Origin of the sequence: Ensifer sp. B1-9 (assembly GCF_050474445.1) — a bacterium.
In the GTDB taxonomy this organism is placed as follows: domain Bacteria; phylum Pseudomonadota; class Alphaproteobacteria; order Rhizobiales; family Rhizobiaceae; genus Ensifer.
The window spans coordinates 110,999-129,758 of record NZ_JBCHVG010000011.1 but is presented as its reverse complement, the minus strand read 5'-3'; the positions used below and the strand labels follow the sequence as shown (position 1 = coordinate 129,758).

At 63.2% G+C, this 18,760-nt stretch carries 18 protein-coding genes; 10 read left to right on the top strand and 8 right to left on the bottom strand.

What is annotated here, in order from left to right; all coding sequences use genetic code 11:
* The first annotated feature begins 69 nt into the window (after window positions 1–69).
* From ACQ5BM_RS21240 to ACQ5BM_RS21225, 4 genes are all read left to right on the top strand, one after another.
* A complete protein-coding gene (locus ACQ5BM_RS21240) occupies window positions 70–2,046 on the top strand; it encodes an FUSC family protein (protein ID WP_429815512.1) in 1,977 nt (658 codons plus the stop codon).
* A gap of 84 nt (window positions 2,047–2,130) precedes the next feature.
* The gene (locus tag ACQ5BM_RS21235; protein ID WP_429815509.1) at window positions 2,131–2,976 is read left to right on the top strand and encodes an RNA methyltransferase; all 846 of its coding nucleotides are present in this window, start codon (window positions 2,131–2,133) and stop codon (window positions 2,974–2,976) included.
* A complete protein-coding gene (gene murI, locus ACQ5BM_RS21230; RefSeq protein ID WP_429815507.1) occupies window positions 2,963–3,808 on the top strand; it encodes a glutamate racemase in 846 nt (281 codons plus the stop codon). Before ACQ5BM_RS21235 ends, murI begins: the two co-directional genes overlap by 14 nt.
* A 198-nt stretch (window positions 3,809–4,006) precedes the next feature.
* On the top strand, window positions 4,007–5,524 hold the full coding sequence (locus ACQ5BM_RS21225) for a helicase HerA domain-containing protein (protein ID WP_429815505.1): 1,518 nt from the start codon (window positions 4,007–4,009) through the stop codon (window positions 5,522–5,524).
* Window positions 5,525–5,574: 50 nt separating this feature from the next.
* Here ACQ5BM_RS21225 and ACQ5BM_RS21220 read toward each other — a convergent pair whose 3' ends face one another.
* Window positions 5,575–5,910, bottom strand: a complete 336-nt coding sequence (locus ACQ5BM_RS21220) for a cupin domain-containing protein (protein ID WP_429815502.1) — start codon at window positions 5,908–5,910, stop codon at window positions 5,575–5,577.
* A gap of 117 nt (window positions 5,911–6,027) precedes the next feature.
* Between ACQ5BM_RS21220 and ACQ5BM_RS21215 the strand changes: the two genes are divergently transcribed.
* The 5 genes from ACQ5BM_RS21215 to ACQ5BM_RS21195 all read left to right on the top strand — a co-directional run bounded on the left by ACQ5BM_RS21215 (window position 6,028) and on the right by ACQ5BM_RS21195 (window position 10,359).
* The gene (locus ACQ5BM_RS21215) at window positions 6,028–6,555 is read left to right on the top strand and encodes a MarR family winged helix-turn-helix transcriptional regulator (RefSeq protein ID WP_429815500.1); all 528 of its coding nucleotides are present in this window, start codon (window positions 6,028–6,030) and stop codon (window positions 6,553–6,555) included.
* A 227-nt stretch (window positions 6,556–6,782) separates the two neighbouring features.
* A complete protein-coding gene (rpsD, locus tag ACQ5BM_RS21210; protein WP_429815498.1) occupies window positions 6,783–7,400 on the top strand; it encodes a 30S ribosomal protein S4 in 618 nt (205 codons plus the stop codon).
* Window positions 7,401–7,573: 173 nt separating this feature from the next.
* The gene (locus ACQ5BM_RS21205; protein WP_429815496.1) at window positions 7,574–8,521 is read left to right on the top strand and encodes a glutaminase; all 948 of its coding nucleotides are present in this window, start codon (window positions 7,574–7,576) and stop codon (window positions 8,519–8,521) included.
* Window positions 8,522–8,653: 132 nt separating this feature from the next.
* Window positions 8,654–9,538, top strand: coding sequence for a tRNA 2-thiocytidine(32) synthetase TtcA (gene ttcA, locus ACQ5BM_RS21200; protein WP_429815494.1), 885 nt, complete (start codon window positions 8,654–8,656; stop codon window positions 9,536–9,538).
* Window positions 9,535–10,359: an inositol monophosphatase family protein gene (locus ACQ5BM_RS21195; protein ID WP_429815491.1), complete on the top strand. Its 825-nt coding sequence runs from the start codon at window positions 9,535–9,537 to the stop codon at window positions 10,357–10,359. The genes ttcA and ACQ5BM_RS21195 overlap by 4 nt, the downstream gene beginning before the upstream one ends.
* A 116-nt stretch (window positions 10,360–10,475) precedes the next feature.
* On the opposite strand, the gene ACQ5BM_RS21190 is transcribed toward ACQ5BM_RS21195, so the two are convergent.
* The 5 genes from ACQ5BM_RS21190 to ACQ5BM_RS21170 all read right to left on the bottom strand — a co-directional run bounded on the left by ACQ5BM_RS21190 (window position 10,476) and on the right by ACQ5BM_RS21170 (window position 14,704).
* Entirely contained in the window at window positions 10,476–11,768 is a 1,293-nt protein-coding gene (locus ACQ5BM_RS21190; protein WP_429815488.1) for a multidrug effflux MFS transporter, read from the bottom strand.
* A 164-nt stretch (window positions 11,769–11,932) separates the two neighbouring features.
* The gene (locus ACQ5BM_RS21185) at window positions 11,933–13,171 is read right to left on the bottom strand and encodes a multidrug effflux MFS transporter (RefSeq protein ID WP_429815485.1); all 1,239 of its coding nucleotides are present in this window, start codon (window positions 13,169–13,171) and stop codon (window positions 11,933–11,935) included.
* Between the two features lie 480 nt (window positions 13,172–13,651).
* Window positions 13,652–13,990 (bottom strand): Grx4 family monothiol glutaredoxin, encoded by a 339-nt coding sequence (grxD, locus tag ACQ5BM_RS21180; protein ID WP_173516619.1) that lies wholly within the window; start codon window positions 13,988–13,990, stop codon window positions 13,652–13,654.
* A 225-nt stretch (window positions 13,991–14,215) separates the two neighbouring features.
* Complete coding sequence (locus ACQ5BM_RS21175) at window positions 14,216–14,464, bottom strand: hypothetical protein (protein WP_173516618.1); 249 nt, start codon at window positions 14,462–14,464, stop codon at window positions 14,216–14,218.
* Window positions 14,465–14,470: 6 nt separating this feature from the next.
* Window positions 14,471–14,704 (bottom strand): BolA family protein, encoded by a 234-nt coding sequence (locus ACQ5BM_RS21170; RefSeq protein ID WP_057248940.1) that lies wholly within the window; start codon window positions 14,702–14,704, stop codon window positions 14,471–14,473.
* Between the two features lie 301 nt (window positions 14,705–15,005).
* Between ACQ5BM_RS21170 and ACQ5BM_RS21165 the strand changes: the two genes are divergently transcribed.
* Window positions 15,006–15,461 (top strand): ester cyclase, encoded by a 456-nt coding sequence (locus tag ACQ5BM_RS21165; protein WP_429815481.1) that lies wholly within the window; start codon window positions 15,006–15,008, stop codon window positions 15,459–15,461.
* Here ACQ5BM_RS21165 and ACQ5BM_RS21160 read toward each other — a convergent pair.
* Both ACQ5BM_RS21160 and purL read right to left on the bottom strand, forming a co-directional pair.
* Complete coding sequence (locus ACQ5BM_RS21160) at window positions 15,458–16,369, bottom strand: LysR family transcriptional regulator (RefSeq protein ID WP_429815479.1); 912 nt, start codon at window positions 16,367–16,369, stop codon at window positions 15,458–15,460. The two genes, ACQ5BM_RS21165 and ACQ5BM_RS21160, sit on opposite strands and share 4 nt — an antisense overlap.
* 45 nt (window positions 16,370–16,414) lie before the next feature.
* A complete protein-coding gene (gene purL / locus ACQ5BM_RS21155) occupies window positions 16,415–18,646 on the bottom strand; it encodes a phosphoribosylformylglycinamidine synthase subunit PurL (RefSeq protein WP_429815476.1) in 2,232 nt (743 codons plus the stop codon).
* Window positions 18,647–18,760 lie beyond the last annotated feature (114 nt).

Genomic DNA, 18,760 nt, shown 5'->3' with positions numbered 1-18,760 from the left:
CGTTATGCAGGAAGGAACCGGCGAGGCGGCGCCCGTTTGAGGCGAACGCAGACAAGCAAAAGGCGTCCGATGGCATTTCGCTCCCGCGTACGTGACTGGCTACTCGCCAACGATCCGGCTTTCTCCCGCCTGCGGCAGGCCTCCCGCATTACCGCGACGATCGTCGTTTCCGTCCTGATCCTGATGGCGGTCCACTACCTGATCGCGCCATTGCCGCCGGCGGCCTATGGCCTTGCCGCGTCGCTTTCCGTTGAAGGCGGGCTGGCAGTCCGCGACCGCACCGTGGCCGGCCAGCGCCTCACGCGCATTATCGCCGTTCTCGTCGGCGTTTCGATGATCTGGCTCGCCTCGTTGCTCGAGGAGTATCGCTACCTCTCGGACGTCGTCTTCCTGCTGATCGTCTTTCTCGCCGTCTACGGCCGATCCTTCGGTCCCCGCGGCTTTGCCGTCGGCATGTTCGCCTTCATGTCCTACTTTACTGGCGCCTATCTCCGGCCAACCGCCGACCAGTTGCCGGCATTGTTCTTCGGGGCAGCCGTTTCCGCGACGGTTGCGCATCTCGTTCGCACCCGGTTGCTGCCGGATGACCGCTATCGTGACCTGCTGCGCGCTGCGGCGAGCGTGCAGCGTCGTGTCGACCGCATGCTTCTCGAATTGGCGGAGATTGCGCGCAAGCCGGTTCTTTCCGAAATCGATCGGCGGAGGCTGCTGACGGCGGAAGAGCGACTGAAGGAAGCCGTGCTGATGGCCGAGAGCTTCATTCCGACCGAGAACCGACGGCCGGAGCCCGAACCCGGAGTGGCGTCCGCCGATCTCGTCGTCAACCTCTTCGACCTGCATCTCGCCGCTGAAAGCGTCATCGTCGTGAGCTTCCAGTCGATGCCGCCGCCGGCGCTGGTGGAGGCGATGCTGGCGCGCGACGGCGGACGGATCGACGAGGAGATAGCCCGGCTTGGCGACGCCACTCCACGCCGACAGGAAACGGTGAAGGCGCTGCTCTGGCTTCGAAACGTCCGGCAGAGGCTCGCCCGCAGCCTGGCGAAGTTGACACCGGCCGATCTCGAAGAGCCGCCGGCACAACCAGGTGGCTCGGCAACCCGATGGAAACCGTCGTTTGCCGACCCGGCGCTGAAAGCGGCGATCCAGATCACGCTTGCCTCCGGCATCGCCATGGTCTTCGGACTGATGCTGTCGCGGGAGCGCTGGTTCTGGGCAGTGCTTGCGGCGTTTCTGGTTTTCACCAACACACGCTCGCGTGGCGACACGGCCGTCAAAGCGCTGCAGCGCTCTGCTGGCACGCTCTTCGGTATCGTGGTCGGCATCGTCGTCGGCACGCTGGTTGCGGGCAATATCTATCTCGTCTTGCCGCTGAGCGCGCTTTGCATCTTTCTCGCCTTCTATTTCCTCGCGGTTTCCTATGCGACGATGACGTTCTTCATCTCCGTCGTGCTGTCGCTGGTCTACAGTCTCATGGGCGTGCTGACCCCGCATCTCCTGCAGCTTCGCCTCGAGGAAACGATGATCGGCTCGATCGCCGGTGCTGCCGTCGCCTTCGTCGTGTTTCCGACCCGCACCCGCACGACGCTCGATGCTGCGGTCGCAATCTGGTGCGACGAACTGACGGGCCTGCTGCAGGCGGCGAGGGACGGGGCCTCGGGGTTGGTGCTCATCACCCGATCGCAGGCGCTCGATCGCGCCTATCGCGATCTGGCGTCGGCGGCAAAGCCGCTTGGGCTTCCCTGGCAACTCGTCACCCGGCCTGGCCATGTTCGTCAGGCGCTGGCGATCTTTTTGGCCTGCACTTATTGGGCGCGGGTCTTCGCGCGGCGCGTCGGCACGGATCCCGAACCTGAAGGCGCCGCCTTCAAAGAGGAAATCGAGGCCAATCTCGAGCTCGTCCAGTCGGTTCGCGACAAGGCTTCGGCCTATTTCTACCAAGTCGGCCGGATCGGCGGGCCGGTCGATCGCCACCTGCCGATCTCGAGGGATGACGCCGAGCTTGGCCTGGAGATGATCGGGGTCTCTCTCAACCGTCTTCACCTGTAGCTGCACGGCCCAGACCCAAGCCGGACTTTAATTTCGCCGGCTTTTGTGCAAGGGAAGCGCCGAACGAGAGCAAAGGCTAAGGAAATGGCAGGCACGAACAGCGAGCGCGAACTTCTGGCGGAAGGACCGGCCATCATTCTCGCCTATCCGCAGCTCGGCGAAAACATTGGCATGGTCGCCCGCGCGATGGCGAATTTCGGCCTGGCCGAGCTTCGGCTTGTCAATCCGCGCGATGGCTGGCCGAGCGAAAAGGCGCGTTCTGCCGCGAGCCGCGCCGATCATGTCATCGACGCGGCCAAGCTTTACGGTTCGCTCGAAGAGGCGATTGCCGACCTCAATTTCGTCTATGCGACGACGGCCCGCGACCGCGACGGCTACAAGCCGGTGCGCTCGCCGATCGTTGCCGCGCGCACGCTTCGCCAACGCTTCAACGGCGGCGAAAAGATCGGGATCGTCTTCGGGCGCGAGCGCACCGGACTTACCAACGAGGAAGTCGCGCTTGCCGACGAGATCGTGACCTTTCCGGTCAATCCGGCCTTCGCGTCGCTCAACCTCGCCCAGGCCGTGCTGCTGATGTCCTACGAGTGGATGAAGACCGGCATGGAATCGGAGGACCAGACCTCGTTCCAGGCGATCGAGCAGCGACCGGCGACCAAGGAACATCTGCAGGGCCTCTTCGACCATATCGAGGATGCACTCGATGCGCGCAACTATTTCCGCTCCGCCGACAAAAAGCCGAAATTGGTCGAGAACCTGCGCGCCGTTCTGACCAGACCATCCTTTACCGAATCGGAAATCCAGGTGCTGCGCGGCGTCATCTCTTCGCTCGACCGGTTCACGCGGGAAAACCCGCGCGGCTCCGGCGCTCCGAGTGACCACAGCAGGGGCGAGCACGGCAGGAAAGCGCGGGACAACGGTGACAGCGAGTGAACTGAAACCCATCCTCGTCTTCGACAGCGGCATCGGCGGCTTGACCGTGCTGCGCGAAGCAAGGGTGCTGATGCCCGAGCGGCATTTCATCTATATTGCCGACGACGCCGGATTTCCCTATGGCGGCTGGGAAGAGGCGGCGCTGAAGGAAAGAGTGATCGCACTGTTCGGACGGCTGCTTGCCGAGCATGATCCGGAAATCTGCGTGATCGCCTGCAACACCGCCTTCACGCTCGTCGGCGCCGATCTGCGCGCAGCCTATCCGCAGATGACCTTCGTCGGCACGGTGCCTGCGATCAAGCCGGCGGCCGAGCGCACGCGTTCCGGGCTCGTTTCGGTGCTGGCGACGCCGGGTACCGTCAAGCGCGCCTATACGCGCGATCTCATCCAGTCCTTTGCCAGCCAGTGCCACGTGCGCCTCGTCGGCTCGGAGAACCTCGCCAAGATGGCAGAGGCCTATATCCGCGGCGAGAAGCTGGACGACGAGACGGTGCTTGCCGAAATCGCCCCGTGTTTCGTCGAGATGGACGGCAAGAAGACCGATATCGTCGTGCTCGCCTGCACGCACTACCCCTTCATGGCGAACGTCTTCCGCCGGCTTGCACCCTGGCCGGTCGACTGGCTGGACCCGGCGGAAGCGATTGCCCGGCGGGCACGGTCGCTGGTACCGCTGCCAAACGGTTTCGAACCGCTGAACGGCCAGGACCCGGCGATCTTCACCTCGGCCAAGCCGGATTTTGCGACGCGGCGGCTGATGCAGGGCTTCGGCCTGACGGTGATGCCGAATGCTACCGTTGACGAGCGGGTAGGGCCGGTCGAAGCGATCAGCTAGAAGAGGATCGCGAGTAGCGATTTTCACGCGCGTATTCCCTGTGGGTTTTCTGTGTCGGCGGCACGATTTTCCGGGAAACCGTGCTAGGTGTCGCCTGATCGGCGGTCTCCATATGACCGCGAATCAGTCCAGAGCATTTCAAACGTGAGCAGCGATTTTGCGTCCGGAAATGCGCGAGCGTAGCGCGAAGGGGTGGAAATGAAGGTCGGCATCGATATGGGAACGACGTCCGAAGGGACCTCGGCCTCGCTCGATATCGAGGAGCTTCTGGCCACCCGTCTCCTGGTGCAGGGCAATTCCGGCTCGGGCAAGTCGCACCTGTTGCGGCGGTTGCTGGAGCAATCGGCGCCCTGGGTGCAGCAGTGCATCATCGATCCCGAAGGCGATTTCGTCACGCTTGCCGACAAGTTCGGCCATGTGGTCGTCGAGGGCGAGCGGACCGATGCGGAACTGATCGGCATTGCCACCCGCATCCGCCAGCACCGCGTTTCCTGCGTGCTGTCGCTGGAAGGCCTCGATATCGAGCAGCAGATGCGCAATGCCGGCGTTTTCCTGAACGCGATGTTCGATGCGGATCGCGAATATTGGTATCCGGTTCTCGTCGTCGTCGACGAGGCCCAGATGTTCGCGCCCTCGGTTGCCGGCGACGTTACGGAAGAGGTGCGCAAGATCTCGCTCGGCGCCATGACCAACCTCATGTGTCGCGGCCGTAAGCGCGGGCTCGCCGGCGTGATCGCCACGCAGCGCCTGGCGAAGCTTGCCAAGAACGTGGCGGCGGAAGCCTCCAACTTCCTGATGGGCCGTACCTTCCTCGACATCGACATGCTGCGCGCGGCCGATCTGCTCGGCATGGACCGGCGCACGGCGGAAATGTTCCGCGACCTGAAGCGTGGCTCCTTCGTGGCACTCGGCCCTGCGCTGTCGCGCCGCCCGCTCAAGGTGACGATCGGTACGGTCGAGACGTCGGCCCGTTCGACAAGTCCGAAGCTCATGCCGCTGCCGGAGGCGCCGCAGGACGTCGAAGATCTGATCTTCACCCCGGATCCGGACGAGTTGACGCGACCGATCATGCGCCGCACGGTTGCACCGCCGCGTCCGACGACCGACATCCTCGCAGAATTGTCACGTCCGCGACCGGAAGCGGCGACCCCGATCGAGCCGAAGCCGGCTCAGCCGGAATTGACCGCCGAAGAGAAAGAGAACCTGCTCGACAGCGTCTTTACGGAAATTCTCGCCAATCCCGAGGCAGCCTTCCGGCCCGATGCGGAACTGTTCCAGGATTTCCTGGTGCGCTGCCGCATACGCCGCCTGCCGTCCGGAGCAGCACTTTCCCTCAGCGCCTTCCGCCGCAAGATGGCGGTGGCGCGTTCGGGTGTCGACGCGGAGACGGCAGCGACCGAGACCTGGACGCAGGCCCTACAGCTCGCCGATCGTGTGACGGAGGATCTTCAGGCCGTGTTCCTGATGATGGCGCAGGCTGCTGTCCGCGGGCTGCCATGTCCTTCGGACGCGATGATTGCGCGCGCCTACGGCACGCATTCGGCCCGTCGCGCGCGCCGTCTGCTCGGCTATTTCGAAGAGCACGGGCTGATCGTCGTCCATGCGGATTTTTCCGGCAAACGGATCGTTGCCTTTCCGGATCTCGGCAGCGAAACCGCGCCGGGCGACGCGAACGGGCCCGATATGGCGAATGCGACAGCCACGGCCGCCGAGTAACCCCGCGCTATCTCGTTCTTGGGGCGTCGGCGCAACGCCGACGGCAAGCGCTAGAGCCAGCTTTGAATGACCCTGTCGGACGCATGGATGCAAGTCATCTGCAACCGGCTGGTGCCGGTATTGACGAAACGGTGCGGCGTCTCCGGATCGACGACGATGATGTCGCCGGCCTTGCCCATGATCTTTTGTGTGCCGACGGTGAACTCCGCTTCGCCGGAGTGGACGATCCAGGTTTCCGGATAGGGATGCACGTGAAGGGCCGGCCCTTGGCCTGGCTCCGCGTCCATCAGGAACAGCGAAATCGGGGTGCCGTATTGCCCGCCTTCAAACAGGATCGTCCGGTTGGGGCTCTGCTTCTGCTCTGCACGCGGAATGACATGAAACATGTTGGCCTCCATCTCCGGCCGGGTTGGCTTCCTGCTGCGGATGAACTATCTTCACAAGAAGATATTATTCAAACTATCTTCTCGTCAAGATATGTTGATGGGATGCCGGGGTGAGCGATGCAGAACGGGAACGAGGCGAGGGATCATGTCGACCGCTTGCAGGCGCAGTGGGCGCGGGAATTGCCCGATCTCGACACCGAGCCCATGACGATCCTGGGGCGGGCCTACCGGCTCTCCAATCTGGTGCGTCCGTCGATCGAGGAGACCTTCGCCGCCTTCGGCCTCGACCGGGGCGAGTTCGACGTGATCTCCACGCTGAGACGATCCGGTCCGCCCTACCGGCTGACGCCGACCGATCTCTATACGTTTCTAATGATTTCCTCGGGCGGGCTCACGCACCGGCTCGACCGGCTGCAGAAGGCCGGGCTGATCGTGCGCGAGCGCTCAGCCTCCGATGGCCGCAGCAGCGTCGTCGGACTGACCGAGAAGGGAATGGCGCTTGCGGAAGCGGCGATTCGTGCGGATATGACCAGCGAAGCGCGGTATCTCGAAGGGCTGAGCAAGGAGGACCGCGCCACCTTGGCTGAGCTCCTCCGGAAACTGCTCGTGTCGCTGGAGCGGGCAGACGCTGTTGATCCGGCTTGAACGAATGCCGGTTGCCACGATTTCGTTTGACAAGAGGGGCCGGACCCACTAAAGCCGCCCCAACGCCGGGCAGAAATGTCCGGTGTTTCATTTGACATGTCCCGTGGTTTCTCCGTCAGCGTGATCGTGAGAAACCTGTCAGAACCCCGAAAATGGGTTCAGAGGAGGGCGTGTTTCCTTGATCCGGTTTGGAAACAGACCGGTGTAACTATTTGAAAGGAAATGCGATGAGCAAGCGCGAATCGTCCAAGTACAAAATTGACCGCCGTATGGGCGAAAACATCTGGGGTCGTCCGAAGTCCCCGGTCAACCGCCGCGAATACGGCCCGGGCCAGCACGGCCAGCGCCGCAAGTCCAAGCTCTCGGACTTCGGTGTACAGCTGCGCGCCAAGCAGAAACTGAAGGGCTACTACGGCGACATCCGCGAGAAGCAGTTCCGCGCGATCTTCGCTGAAGCTTCCCGCCGCAAGGGCGACACCCCGGAAAACCTGATCGGCCTCCTCGAGTCGCGCCTCGACGCGATCGTCTACCGCGCCAAGTTCGTTCCGACGGTCTTCGCTGCCCGTCAGTTCGTCAACCACGGCCACGTCAAGGTCAACGGTGTCCGCGTCAACATCGGTTCCTACCGCTGCAAGCCGGGCGACGTCATCGAAGTCAAGGAAAAGTCCAAGCAGCTCGTGACCGTTCTGGAATCGGTTTCGCTCGCTGAACGTGACGTTCCGGACTACATCGAAGCCGACCACAACAAGATGGTTGCGACCTATGTCCGCGTTCCGGTTCTCTCCGACGTTCCGTACCCGGTCGTCATGGAACCGCACCTGGTCGTCGAATTCTATTCGCGTTAATCCGGGGCTTACGCCTTGTGACGTTTCGAAAACCGCCCGGAAACGGGCGGTTTTTTTGTCGGCGGCGATCACTGTCAGATGCTGCTGTCCTATTTCGGAGGTAACCGCCGCCCTCCGATGTCTCAGCGGTTTCGTCGCTTCGATCCGAACGCGATGCAGTGAGAGGAACCCGGATGCCCGAGCAGAACATGCCGCAGGACCTGCAGGCGATCATTGAGGATATCCATCAGGAGCTGAGCCCAAGGTTCGGCCAGGGCAAGGTTGCCGACTACATCCCGCAGCTCGCGCGCGTCGACCCCAAGCATTTCGGTATGGCGATCGTAACGACCGATGGCAAGGTGCATCGGGTCGGCGACGCGGAAGTGCCGTTTTCGATCCAGAGCGTCTCCAAGGTCTTCACGCTGACGCTGGCGCTCGGCAAGCACGGCGAGAACATCTGGCACCGTGTCGGCCGCGAACCGTCCGGCTCGGCGTTCAATTCGATCGTCCAGCTCGAGCAGGAAGGCGGAAAGCCGCGCAATCCCTTCATCAATGCCGGCGCCATTACCATCAGCGACCTGATCCTCGCCGGTCACACGCCGCGGGAGCTGATCGGCGAGATCGTGCAGTTCGTCCGCTATCTGGCCGACGACGACCAGATCGTCATCGACCACGAAGTGGCGCGTTCGGAGACGGCCACTGGCTTCAGGAACGTCGCGCTCGCCAATTTCATGCGCTCCTTCGGCAAGCTCGACCATCCGGTCGACCACGTGCTCGGCGTCTACTTCCACCATTGCGCCCTGGCGATGACGTGCAGCCAGTTGGCCAAGGCCGGCCTGTTTCTGGCGGCCGGCGGCAGCAATCCGCTGACAGGTCACAACGTCGTCTCGCGCCAGCGGGCACGACGTATCAACGCGCTGATGCTGACCTGCGGCCACTATGACGGCTCGGGTGATTTCGCCTATCGCGTCGGCCTGCCCGGAAAGAGCGGCGTCGGCGGCGGCATTCTGGCGGTAGCACCGGGCAAAGCGTCCGTTGCCGTCTGGTCGCCGGGCCTCAACGAAAACGGCAATTCGCTGCTCGGCTCACTGGCGCTCGAAATGCTCGCGGCGCGCACCGGCTGGTCGGTCTTCGGGCCCTAGAACCCGCTCCGTCGCCGTCAGTCGCTTCATCCGGCCGATTTCCCTTGATCTTGACGGCCGGAGCGGGCAAGTGCAGGCCCAAGATTTGCCGGGCGCCGGTTGCGCCCGTGCCTGCCGCACAGGATCCCCGCCATGGACCTTTCGCTCAACGCGTCGCAAGACCAGGCCGAAACCGCTTTCGATGAGGGCGAGATCGACGCCGGCACGCATCCGCTTTTCGGCCGCATGCCGTCCTCCGTCTCGTTCAACAAGCTGCGCAAGCGGCTCCTTCGCCAGACCCGCCAGGCGCTCGACGATTTCGGCATGCTGAAGGGGGCGAAGCGCTGGCTGATCGGCCTTTCCGGCGGCAAGGACAGCTACAGCCTGCTGGCGCTTTTGATGGACCTGCAATGGCGCGGGCTGCTGCCGGTGGAACTCATCGCCTGCAATCTCGACCAAGGGCAGCCGAACTTCCCGAAGCATATCCTGCCGGAATATCTGCAGTCGATCGGCGTCAAGCATCGCATCGAGTACCGCGACACCTATTCGATCGTGAAGGAGAAGGTGCCGACGGGGGCCACCTACTGCTCGCTCTGTTCGCGGCTGCGCCGCGGCAACCTTTACCGCATCGCCCGGGAGGAGGGTTGTGACGCGCTGGTGCTCGGCCACCACCGCGAAGACATCCTCGAAACCTTCTTCATGAACCTCTTCCACGGCGGCAGGCTCGCCTCGATGCCGGCAAAGCTTCTCAATGACGAGGGCGACCTGATGGTGCTTCGGCCGCTCGCCTATGCGGCCGAGGACGATCTCGCCAAGTTCGCGACCGCCATGGAGTTTCCGATCATCCCCTGCGACCTCTGCGGCTCGCAGGACGGCCTCGAGCGCAACGCGATGAAGGCGATGCTCGCCGACATCGAGCGACGCATGCCCGGCCGCAAGGACACGATGCTGCGCGCACTCGGCCATGTGAACCCGTCGCATCTGCTCGATCCCAAGCTGTTCGATTTCCTGTCCCTCGCTCCGGAGCCCAAAGAATGAGCCATTCCGTCGATATCGCCGGCCTTGCCAACCTCATGCAGGAGGCGGCAGTCAAAGAGATCCTGCCGCGGTTCCGCAATCTCGGGGCAGACGATGTCCGGATTAAGTCGGAAGCGATCGATCTCGTGACCGAAGGCGACGAGGCCGCCGAGCGGCTGATGAAGTCGCGCATCCAAGAGGTGGCGCCGGGCGCTCTGTTCGTCGGCGAGGAATCGGTCGCGGCCGATCCGGCCCTGCTCGACAAGCTCGCCGATGCCGATCTCGCCGTGGTTGTCGACCCGATCGACGGCACCTTCAACTTCGCCGCTGGCCTGCCGCTCTTTGGCGTGATGGCAAGCGTCGTCTCCAGGGGTGAGACGGTCGCCGGCATCATCTACGATCCGCTCGGCAACGACTGGGTGATCGCCGAGAAAGGCTCGGGCGCCTGGATGTGCCGTCCGGATGGATCGCAGGAGCGTCTCTCGGTCACGGCCGGCGTGCCGCTCGAAGCCATGGTCGGGGTTGCGTCGACAGGCTTTTACAAGCAGGAAGCACGGCGCGAAGTCATGGCCAATATGGCGAAGGTCCGCATGGCCACCAGCTACCGCTGCGCCGCCCACGAGTATCGCATCTTCGCCGCCGGTCACATTCACTTCCTGATGTATCAGAAGCTGATGCCCTGGGATCACCTGGCGGGAACCTTGATCTCGCAGGAGGCCGGTGCCTATGCCGCCCGCTTTGACGGATCGCCCTACCTGCCGGCGCATCTCAACGGCGGACTGCTGCTCGCGACTGACAAGGAAAGCTGGGAGATACTTCGCCGCGAGGTCTTCACGGTCTGATTTCAACAGCAATGTTGAAACAAAGGGCCCGCCGGGATCGCTCCGGGCGGGCCTTTTCATGTCATGCGGCGACTACAGCGGTCTTCGCCCGTCTCAAGAGACGCGCGGCGCTGCAATTACATATGGCCGCCACCGTGATCCATGGCGACATCCTTGTCGCCGGGATGGGTGAAGAGCTTGCCCTTCTCCGCCCACAGCGTCGCCAGGATCGTCAGGATGCCGAAGAGCGCGAAACCGCCGAGGAGCGGCTGCAGCGTGCCGTTGAAGAGCTGGCCGACGGCGCCGCCGATCAAAGCTCCGCCCGTGGTGGAGACGAAGCCGGTGATCGCCGTCGCCGTACCGGCGAGGTGCCCCATCGGTTCCAGGCTGATCGCGGTGAAGTTCGTTGCAATCACCGCAAAGAACATCAAGAGCACCGAGAACATCAGGTAGCTGACGACGAAGGCCGGCGTGCCGGAGAGCGACATCACGAAGCCTGCGACCGAGATCAGCGTGAAGAGGATCATCGCGACGTGCGAGATGCGGCGCATGCCGAAGCTGCGGACGAAGAAGCCGTTGGCGAAGTTCGCGACCGCAATACCGCCCGCCGTGCCGGCGAAGGCGATCGGCAGCCAGTCACCGAGGCCGTAGACCTCGCCGAAGATCTGCTGAACCGTGACGATGTAGGCGCAGATGACTGCGGTGAAGAGCGTCATGCCGATCATGTAGCCGCAGGTGATGCGGTTGGTAAGGACGGTCTTGAAACCCGAGGCGACGGCGCCGACAGAGAGCGGCATGCGCTCTTCGCGGGGCAAGGACTCCTTCATGCGGGACAGGGCCCAGACGAACAGGACCGCGCCGATGACGCCGATCAGGATGAAGATCCAGTGCCAGTTGGCATAGAAGATCACGAGCTGGCCGATCGAGGGCGCGACGATCGGCACGATCATGAAGACGATCATGACATAGGACATGACGCGCGCCATCTCGCGGCCGCCGAAGCAGTCGCGCACGATCGCCATGGTGGTGATGCGGATTGCGGCAGCACCGATGCCCTGGATGAAGCGCAGGGTAAGCAGCGTCTCGAAGCTTTCGGTGAGGGCCGCCGCAAACATCGACGCGGTGAAGAAGGCGAGGCCGCCGAGCAGCACCTTGCGGCGGCCGAAGGCATCGGAAAGACTGCCGAAGAAGATCTGCGAAATGCCGAAGCCGAGGAAGAAGACACCGATCACCAGTTGGCTGTCGTTGGTGCTGGCGACGTTCAAGGACTGGCCGATGGCCGGCAGCGCCGGCAGCATGCTGTCGATGGCGATCGCAACACTCGCCGTCATGACGGCGATGGTGATGATGAATTCGAAGAGGCCCATGTTGAGGCGCTCTGCCCCGGAAACTCCGTCGATATGTTCGGATCGATTGGTGATGGTGGACATTGGGAAACCCGCAAATTCAATCTTGGAAAAGACTGGCTTGGAAAAGACTGACCGGCTCGACTGCATGTTTCCTGGAACCGTCCCTGATGAGGACAAAACATGCAGAATTTCAAGGTGCTACAGCGATCTTTTCGAGTCTGACGAGACACGCCTCGCTGTAGCGATCAGCCGGCCGGCTGATGGTGTGGTTTGAAGAGCTTGCCGCCTTCGGCGATGAAAACGAAAACGAGGCCGATTACGGCGACGGTGAAGTAGCCGGTGGCAAGAGGTGTCGCCGTTCCATCGAACAACTGGCCGATGAAAGCGCCGATCACGCTTCCTCCGATCGTCTGCATGAAACCGAGTACCGAGGAGGCCGTGCCGGCAACGTGGCCGAGCGGCTCCATGGCCATGGCGTTGAAGTTCGGCGCGATCAGCCCGAACTGGAACATCGTGGCGCAGTAGAGGACCACGAAGACCGGGAAGGGCAGCGGCGCATAGAGCGAGGCCGACATCCAGACGAAACTCGCCAGCGTGAAGCCGATGAGCGCCGCATGGGACAGCGGCCGCATGCCGAAGCGGCGAACAAGGCGGGAATTGGTGAAGGAAGCGACCGCCATCATACTGGCAAATGCCGCGAAGACAAGCGGAAACCACACGCCAAGGTCGTAGACACCGACGAGCACCTGCTGCGCCGAATTGATGAAGCCGAAAAGCGCGCCGAGAATGACGGAGGTCGCAAGCGTATAGAGCAGCGACAGCCGGTTCGTCAGCACGATGCGGAATCCGCTGAGGATGACCGACGGCGTAAAATCGCGGCGATGGGCCGGATCGAGCGTCTCGCCGAGTTTTGAGGAGACGATCGCAATGTTCATCACCGCATAGAGCGCGACGACGACGAAGATCATGTGCCACTCGGCAAGGCTGATGATGAGCTGGCCGATCGAGGGGGCGATGACCGGCACGATCATGAAGACCATCATGACCAGCGACATCACCTCTGCCATCTGCCGGCCGCCATAGACGTCACGGACGATCGAGATGGTGATCACGCGCGTGGCCGCAGCGCCAGCGCCCTGTACGAAGCGCAGCGCCAGCAGGAGGCCGAAGCTCGGCACGATCGCGATCGCCAACGCACAGACGGCGTAGAGAATGAGGCCGGCGAGAAGCGACGGCTTGCGCCCGAAGCGGTCCGAAAGGGGGCCGAAAAATAGCTGCGCCACGCCCATGCCGAGCAGATAGGCGGTGATGATGTATTGCCGCTCATTTTCAGAGGCGACGCCAAGGCTGGCGCCGATCTGCTGCAGACCGGGCAGCATGATGTCGATCGAGATCGCGTTGGTCGCCATCAGCATCGCCATCAGCGCGATGAACTGAGATTTGCTGAGGCCCGGCAGGGCGTCGTCGTTGGTCGTGCTTGTCATTTTCAAAAAGTCCTAACGGCGCACGGGGCGCGAGCGGAACAGGTTGGTCCGGAGCAGATCCGGAAAGAAGAATGCCGGCTGGCGTCATGCCGACTGGCTTTTCAAATCTCGAGCGGGGGCGGCCGGGGCGATCTGAAACCGCACGGACCAGGCCGGCATGAAGCATGGGAAGCGTCGGGCGGCAGGGACAGGGTTTTCCGGCGCCAAAGGGCGAGGCGAGAACCCCTGCAGGCAGCTTATGCCGAACGATCGCAACCGATTCATGACAGGCCGGATCTCCGGCCCTTCGCTCCACATTCGAACGCTGGAATGCGTTCATGAAGGAAGCACGCTCTGAACGTATCTTGGTGGCACCTGCGCGAACCGCACGCGCAAGGCCTTCAGAAGAACAACAAAAATTAGGCAATCCGTAAGTACGGCCGGAATCAAAAAAGGCGGTTGCCCGCCTTCTCCGATGGATCGGGACGAGGCGTCCTTAGATCAGGCGACGGCGCCCTTGACGGCAATGCCCTGTGCCTCGAGGTGCGACTGCAGCTCGCCGGCCTGGAACATTTCACGCACGATGTCGCAACCGCCGACGAATTCGCCCTTGACATAGAGCTGCGGAATCGTCGGCCAATTGGAGTAATCCTTGATGCCCTGACGCAGGTCCGCATCGGCGAGCACGTTGATGCCCTTGTAGTCGACGCCGATGTAATCGAGAATCTGGACCACCTGACCGGAGAAGCCACACTGAGGGAACTGCGGCGTACCCTTCATGAAGAGTACCACATCGTTCGTCTTGACTTCGTTGTCGATGAATTCGTGAATTCCGCTCATCTTGTCTTCCTTCCTGCGCCGGCTTCAAGGGCCGGATATCGATTGGGTCTTAGATAGCATGCATATCGGTGATTTTCACCACCCAATCGCAACAAATATTGATGGTCCTCAAGATGTGGTTTTATTACCACTACGGCGCCGCGCGTCTTATCAGACGCGCAAAGGTCGTGATTTGCTGCATGTTTTTTCCTTAAATCGCCTACGAACTAAGGAACCATGCGGTAGTCAAGCGGTGCGGCGCCGGGTCTTGCTGCGGGCCGCAGCCGTTCGACGACGGCTGACCTGTTTCTTGGCCGGTTTGCGAATGGCCGCCTCGAGGATATCCCCGAGGATGCCCCCGCCGGCGGACGAGGTTGTCCGTGCCCGGCGCTTTGTCCGCTTGGTCGAAGTCCGCTTGACGCCGGTCTTCTTGAGGATTTCCTTCAGCGCGCTGTCGACGACTCCGCTGACAAGTTCCTTGATCAGATCAGCCATGCCGGCTCACTCCGGCGCGCTCGTCTGCAGGGCGAGGGCGTGCAGAACGCCCCCCATGTTGCCCTTGAGCGCATTGTAGACCATCTGGTGCTGCTGCACGCGGGTCTTGCCGCGAAACGCTTCGGCCACGACTTCGGCGGCATAGTGGTCGCCGTCACCGGCCAGATCGCGGATCGTGACCTTGGCACCGGGAATCCCGGCCTTGATCATGTCTTCGATGTCGCCTGGTGTCATGGGCATGATACGCCAACTCCTTGTTTTTCTGCAGCACCGGCCGCGTCGCCTGCACCGCTCCATACTATCAGGGAACCACGATTCAGGGGCGAAACGCAAATGCTGAATCAGGTGAGCAGCAACGAGGTGTCGACGGCAATCGATGTTCTGCAAATCTGCAGAGGGTCGCTGCGACAAAGCTGATAGCAGCGAAATGCAGGTTCCTCTCTAATGCGCGACGGGGCGGCGAGACGAGGCGAAAAACCGTTGCCGCCCCTCGTTTCAATAGCGCCCGTGCCGATGTGCCGGGCCCCGGCAGGGAGGTCACATGCCACGAGATCAGGCGAACAGGGCGACGGTCGAAGCCTATGTGCAGGCGATGAATGCCGGGGATATCGAGGCGCTGCGCCCGCTCTTTACCGTCGACGCGGAGATCCAGGGGGTGGTGGGCACCGGTGCCTTCGATTTTGCGGCACGCGTCTGGCACGACCTTCATCATGGGCTGAACATGAGGCTGGACGTTCTGTCCATGGTGGCCGACGGTGACACCGTCGTGGTTCGCCTGCGCGAAAGCGGCAAATGGACCGGCCCGTTTCTGGACTTCAAGCAACCGACCGGCCATTCCTACGAGCTGCAGGCGATCGAATGGTTCGATTTCCGCGACGGCAAGATCGCCCGGCGTTGGGGCGCGCGGGACGGCGGCTCGCAGGCGCGGCAACTGGGCTTTCCAGGCTCGGCGAGCCATTGTCTGGCCGCAAAGGAGGATAGGCCAGAAACCGCCTAGGCCCTTGGCGCGGGGCGGCCCTCGAACCGGTGGCGGACGGCTGCGAAGCGAGCCGTCACCGCTTCGCGAAACAGCCGCACGTGCGGGCTCTCGCGGAGGCTTTCGTGATAGAGGAGCCAGATATCCGAACGGGCCTCGAGTTCGGGAATGGGACAGCGCAGCAAGTCGTCGTCCTCGGAAGCAGCCCAGCACGGAAGCGGGCCAACGGCGACCCCCGAGCGGACCGCCGCGATCAGATTGGGCACGGAATTGCAGTGGATCCCGATCGGGACATCGGGTGCCGCTTTCCGCAAGGCGACGAGAGGCCCCAATCCCGCGAGACCGCCGGTGCCGCCGACGATCTCATGTCGGCCGAGGTCGGCGACGGTGCCGGGCAAGCCGTGGCGCGCGGCGTAGGATTTGGCGCAATGAAGCGCCCACACACTGGTCGCAAGCCGGCGCCGCACGATGCCCGGCTCTTCCGGGCAGGAGCCGACGCGGAGCGCCACATCCACTTCACCGCGCGAAAGGTCGAGCCGGCGATCATCGGCGATCAGTTCAATGGACAATGACGGGTGCTGGCTGCGCAGTTCGAAGACCAGCGGCGCCACCACGTCGATCGCAAGAATCTCCGTCGTGGTCACGCGCACGGTTCCCGCGATCGCCCGGCTCCACCCGCGTGTCGTGTCGGCCAGCATCCTGGCGCCTTGCTCAACCTGTTCGGCAAGCGCGACGGTCGCTTCCCCGCGCTCCGTGAGGCGATAGCCGTTCGGGAGACGCACGAAGAGGGCAAGGCCGAGACCGCGCTCGAGCGCGTCGATCCGGCGAGCGACGGTCGTCTGATTGACCCTGAGGCTGCGCGCGGCGGCAAGCGTGGAGCCTGTGCGCGCCACGGCGAGAAAATATTTCAGGTCGTTCCAATCGAACATGGCGCGTCCGGAAAAATCGCCCGCCGTGATGGCGCTGTTCCTGTCTCAGTTCTCCGGCGCGAGGTCGCCCTGCATGAATTCCGGGAACCAGGCTTCGTGGGCGGCACGCAGATCCGTAACCGGAACCGCCCTGGCGTCGCCGAGCTTGACGGCATCGCCGCCGGTCTTGCCGATAACCGGGAGCGAGACGCCGGCGGCCTTCGCCCGTGCTACAACCCCGTCGAGCGCGCCGGCAGCAACCGTCACAACGTAGCGGCCCTGGTCTTCGCCATAGAAGGTGGCAATCGGGTCGTGGCCGGCAACCGTATCGACCGTAGCGCCGATGCCCGAGGCCATCGCCATTTCGGCGACAGCAAGCGCCAGGCCACCCGACGAGCAGTCGTGCACGGCGGTTGCGAGACCATCGACGATCAGGCCGCGGACGAAATCGCCAACCTTGCGCTCGTGGGCGAGATCGACATGCGGCGCCGGACCGTCGGTGCGGCCATGAACGTCACGCAGGTAGACCGACTGGGCGATGTGGGAACCGAGACCTTCCGGCGCACCGGCGAGCAGGATCGTCTCGCCTTCGGCCGCAAAGCGGATGCGCGCCATCTTCGACCAGTCCTTGATCAGGCCAACACCGCCAATCGTCGGGGTCGGCAGGATCGCCTGGCCGTTGGTCTCGTTGTAGAGCGAGACGTTGCCGGAGACGATCGGGAAATCGAGCGCCGTGCAGGCTTCGCCGATGCCTTTGATGGCGTGGACGAACTGGCTCATGATCTCCGGACGCTCCGGGTTGCCGAAGTTGAGGTTGTCGGTCGCAGCGAGCGGCAGCGCGCCGGTTGCCGTCAGGTTGCGCCAGCACTCGGCGACGGCCTGCTTGCCGCCCTCGTAGGGATCGGCTTCGACATAACGCGGCGTCACGTCGGACGAGAAGGCGAGCGCCTTGGAGGCGTGGCCCTCGACGCGAACGACGCCGGCGTCACCGCCGGGAAGCTGCAGCGAATTGCCCTGGATCAGCGTGTCGTACTGCTCGTAGACCCAGCGGCGCGACGAGTTGTTGGCCGAACCGACGAGCTTGACGAGCGCATCGGCAACATCGGCGGCCGGAATGTCGTTGGTTGCCAGCCGCGCAGGGGTCTTCGCCGGGGTCCAGGGGCGGTCATATTCCGGGGCCTGGTCGCCCAGTTCCTTGATCGGCAGATCAGCGACCTGTTCGCCCTGGTGCAGGATGCGGAAGCGCAGGTCGTCGGTGGTCTTGCCGACGATCGCGAAATCGAGGCCCCACTTGACGAAGATCGCCTTGGCAACCTCTTCCTTGGCAGGCTCCAGCACCATGAGCATGCGCTCCTGGCTCTCCGACAGCATCATTTCATAAGCGGTCATGCGCTCTTCGCGCACCGGCACCTTGTCGAGATCGAGCTCGATGCCGAGGTCGCCCTTGGCGCCCATTTCGACGGCGGAGCAGGTGAGGCCGGCTGCACCCATGTCCTGAATGGCGATGACGGCGCCGGTCTGCATCAGTTCGAGGCAGGCTTCGAGCAGGCACTTTTCGGTGAAGGGGTCGCCGACCTGAACGGTCGGGCGCTTCTCTTCGATCGACTCGTCGAATTCGGCAGACGCCATGGTCGCGCCGCCGACACCATCGCGGCCGGTCTTGGCGCCGAGATAGACGACCGGAAGCCCGACGCCTTCGGCCTTGGAATAGAAGATCGCGTCGCTCTTGGCGAGACCGGCGGCAAAGGCGTTGACGAGGATGTTGCCGTTGTAGCGGGCGTCGAACTCGACTTCACCGCCGACGGTCGGAACGCCGAAGGAATTGCCGTAACCGCCGACGCCGGCAACGACGCCCGAAACCAGGTGGCGGGTTTTCGGATGATCCGGCGAGCCGAAGCGAAGTGCGTTCATCGCCGCAACCGGGCGCGCGCCCATGGTGAAGACGTCGCGCAGGATGCCGCCGACGCCGGTCGCGGCACCCTGGTAGGGTTCGATATAGGACGGGTGGTTGTGGCTCTCCATCTTGAAGACGACGCAGTCGCCGTCATCGATGTCGACGACGCCGGCGTTTTCGCCCGGGCCCTGGATGACGCGCGGTCCCTTGGTCGGCAGCGTGCGCAGCCACTTCTTCGAAGACTTGTAGGAGCAGTGTTCGTTCCACATCGCCGAGAAGATGCCGAGTTCGGTAAAGGTCGGCTCGCGCCCGATCAGGCTCAGGATGCGCTCGTATTCGTCGGGCTTCAGCCCGTGCGATGCGATGAGGTCCGGGGTGATGGGGCGGGTGTTGGAAATCGTCATCGTCGACCGTCAAATCCTTCGGGCGGCGCGCAATCCACTTACGAGGAATATGGCGCGTGCGAACCGCAACAGAAACAGGGGGCGCTTTGCGGCTTCTTTAGCCTATGCTGCGGC

Bases quoted from the DNA above. Each gene is read 5' to 3' on its own strand.
- ACQ5BM_RS21240 (WP_429815512.1), top strand. From the start codon at position 70: ATGGCATTTCGCTCCCGCGTACGTGACTGGCTACTCGCCAACGATCCG.
- ACQ5BM_RS21235 (WP_429815509.1), top strand. From the start codon at position 2,131: ATGGCAGGCACGAACAGCGAGCGCGAACTTCTGGCGGAAGGACCGGCC.
- ACQ5BM_RS21225 (WP_429815505.1), top strand. From the start codon at position 4,007: ATGAAGGTCGGCATCGATATGGGAACGACGTCCGAAGGGACCTCGGCC.
- ACQ5BM_RS21220 (WP_429815502.1), bottom strand. From the start codon at position 5,910: ATGTTTCATGTCATTCCGCGTGCAGAGCAGAAGCAGAGCCCCAACCGG.
- ACQ5BM_RS21215 (WP_429815500.1), top strand. From the start codon at position 6,028: ATGCAGAACGGGAACGAGGCGAGGGATCATGTCGACCGCTTGCAGGCG.
- rpsD (WP_429815498.1), top strand. From the start codon at position 6,783: ATGAGCAAGCGCGAATCGTCCAAGTACAAAATTGACCGCCGTATGGGC.
- ACQ5BM_RS21205 (WP_429815496.1), top strand. From the start codon at position 7,574: ATGCCCGAGCAGAACATGCCGCAGGACCTGCAGGCGATCATTGAGGAT.
- ttcA (WP_429815494.1), top strand. From the start codon at position 8,654: ATGGACCTTTCGCTCAACGCGTCGCAAGACCAGGCCGAAACCGCTTTC.
- ACQ5BM_RS21195 (WP_429815491.1), top strand. From the start codon at position 9,535: ATGAGCCATTCCGTCGATATCGCCGGCCTTGCCAACCTCATGCAGGAG.
- ACQ5BM_RS21190 (WP_429815488.1), bottom strand. From the start codon at position 11,768: ATGTCCACCATCACCAATCGATCCGAACATATCGACGGAGTTTCCGGG.
- ACQ5BM_RS21185 (WP_429815485.1), bottom strand. From the start codon at position 13,171: ATGACAAGCACGACCAACGACGACGCCCTGCCGGGCCTCAGCAAATCT.
- grxD (WP_173516619.1), bottom strand. From the start codon at position 13,990: ATGAGCGGAATTCACGAATTCATCGACAACGAAGTCAAGACGAACGAT.
- ACQ5BM_RS21175 (WP_173516618.1), bottom strand. From the start codon at position 14,464: ATGGCTGATCTGATCAAGGAACTTGTCAGCGGAGTCGTCGACAGCGCG.
- ACQ5BM_RS21170 (WP_057248940.1), bottom strand. From the start codon at position 14,704: ATGCCCATGACACCAGGCGACATCGAAGACATGATCAAGGCCGGGATT.
- ACQ5BM_RS21165 (WP_429815481.1), top strand. From the start codon at position 15,006: ATGCCACGAGATCAGGCGAACAGGGCGACGGTCGAAGCCTATGTGCAG.
- ACQ5BM_RS21160 (WP_429815479.1), bottom strand. From the start codon at position 16,369: ATGTTCGATTGGAACGACCTGAAATATTTTCTCGCCGTGGCGCGCACA.
- purL (WP_429815476.1), bottom strand. From the start codon at position 18,646: ATGACGATTTCCAACACCCGCCCCATCACCCCGGACCTCATCGCATCG.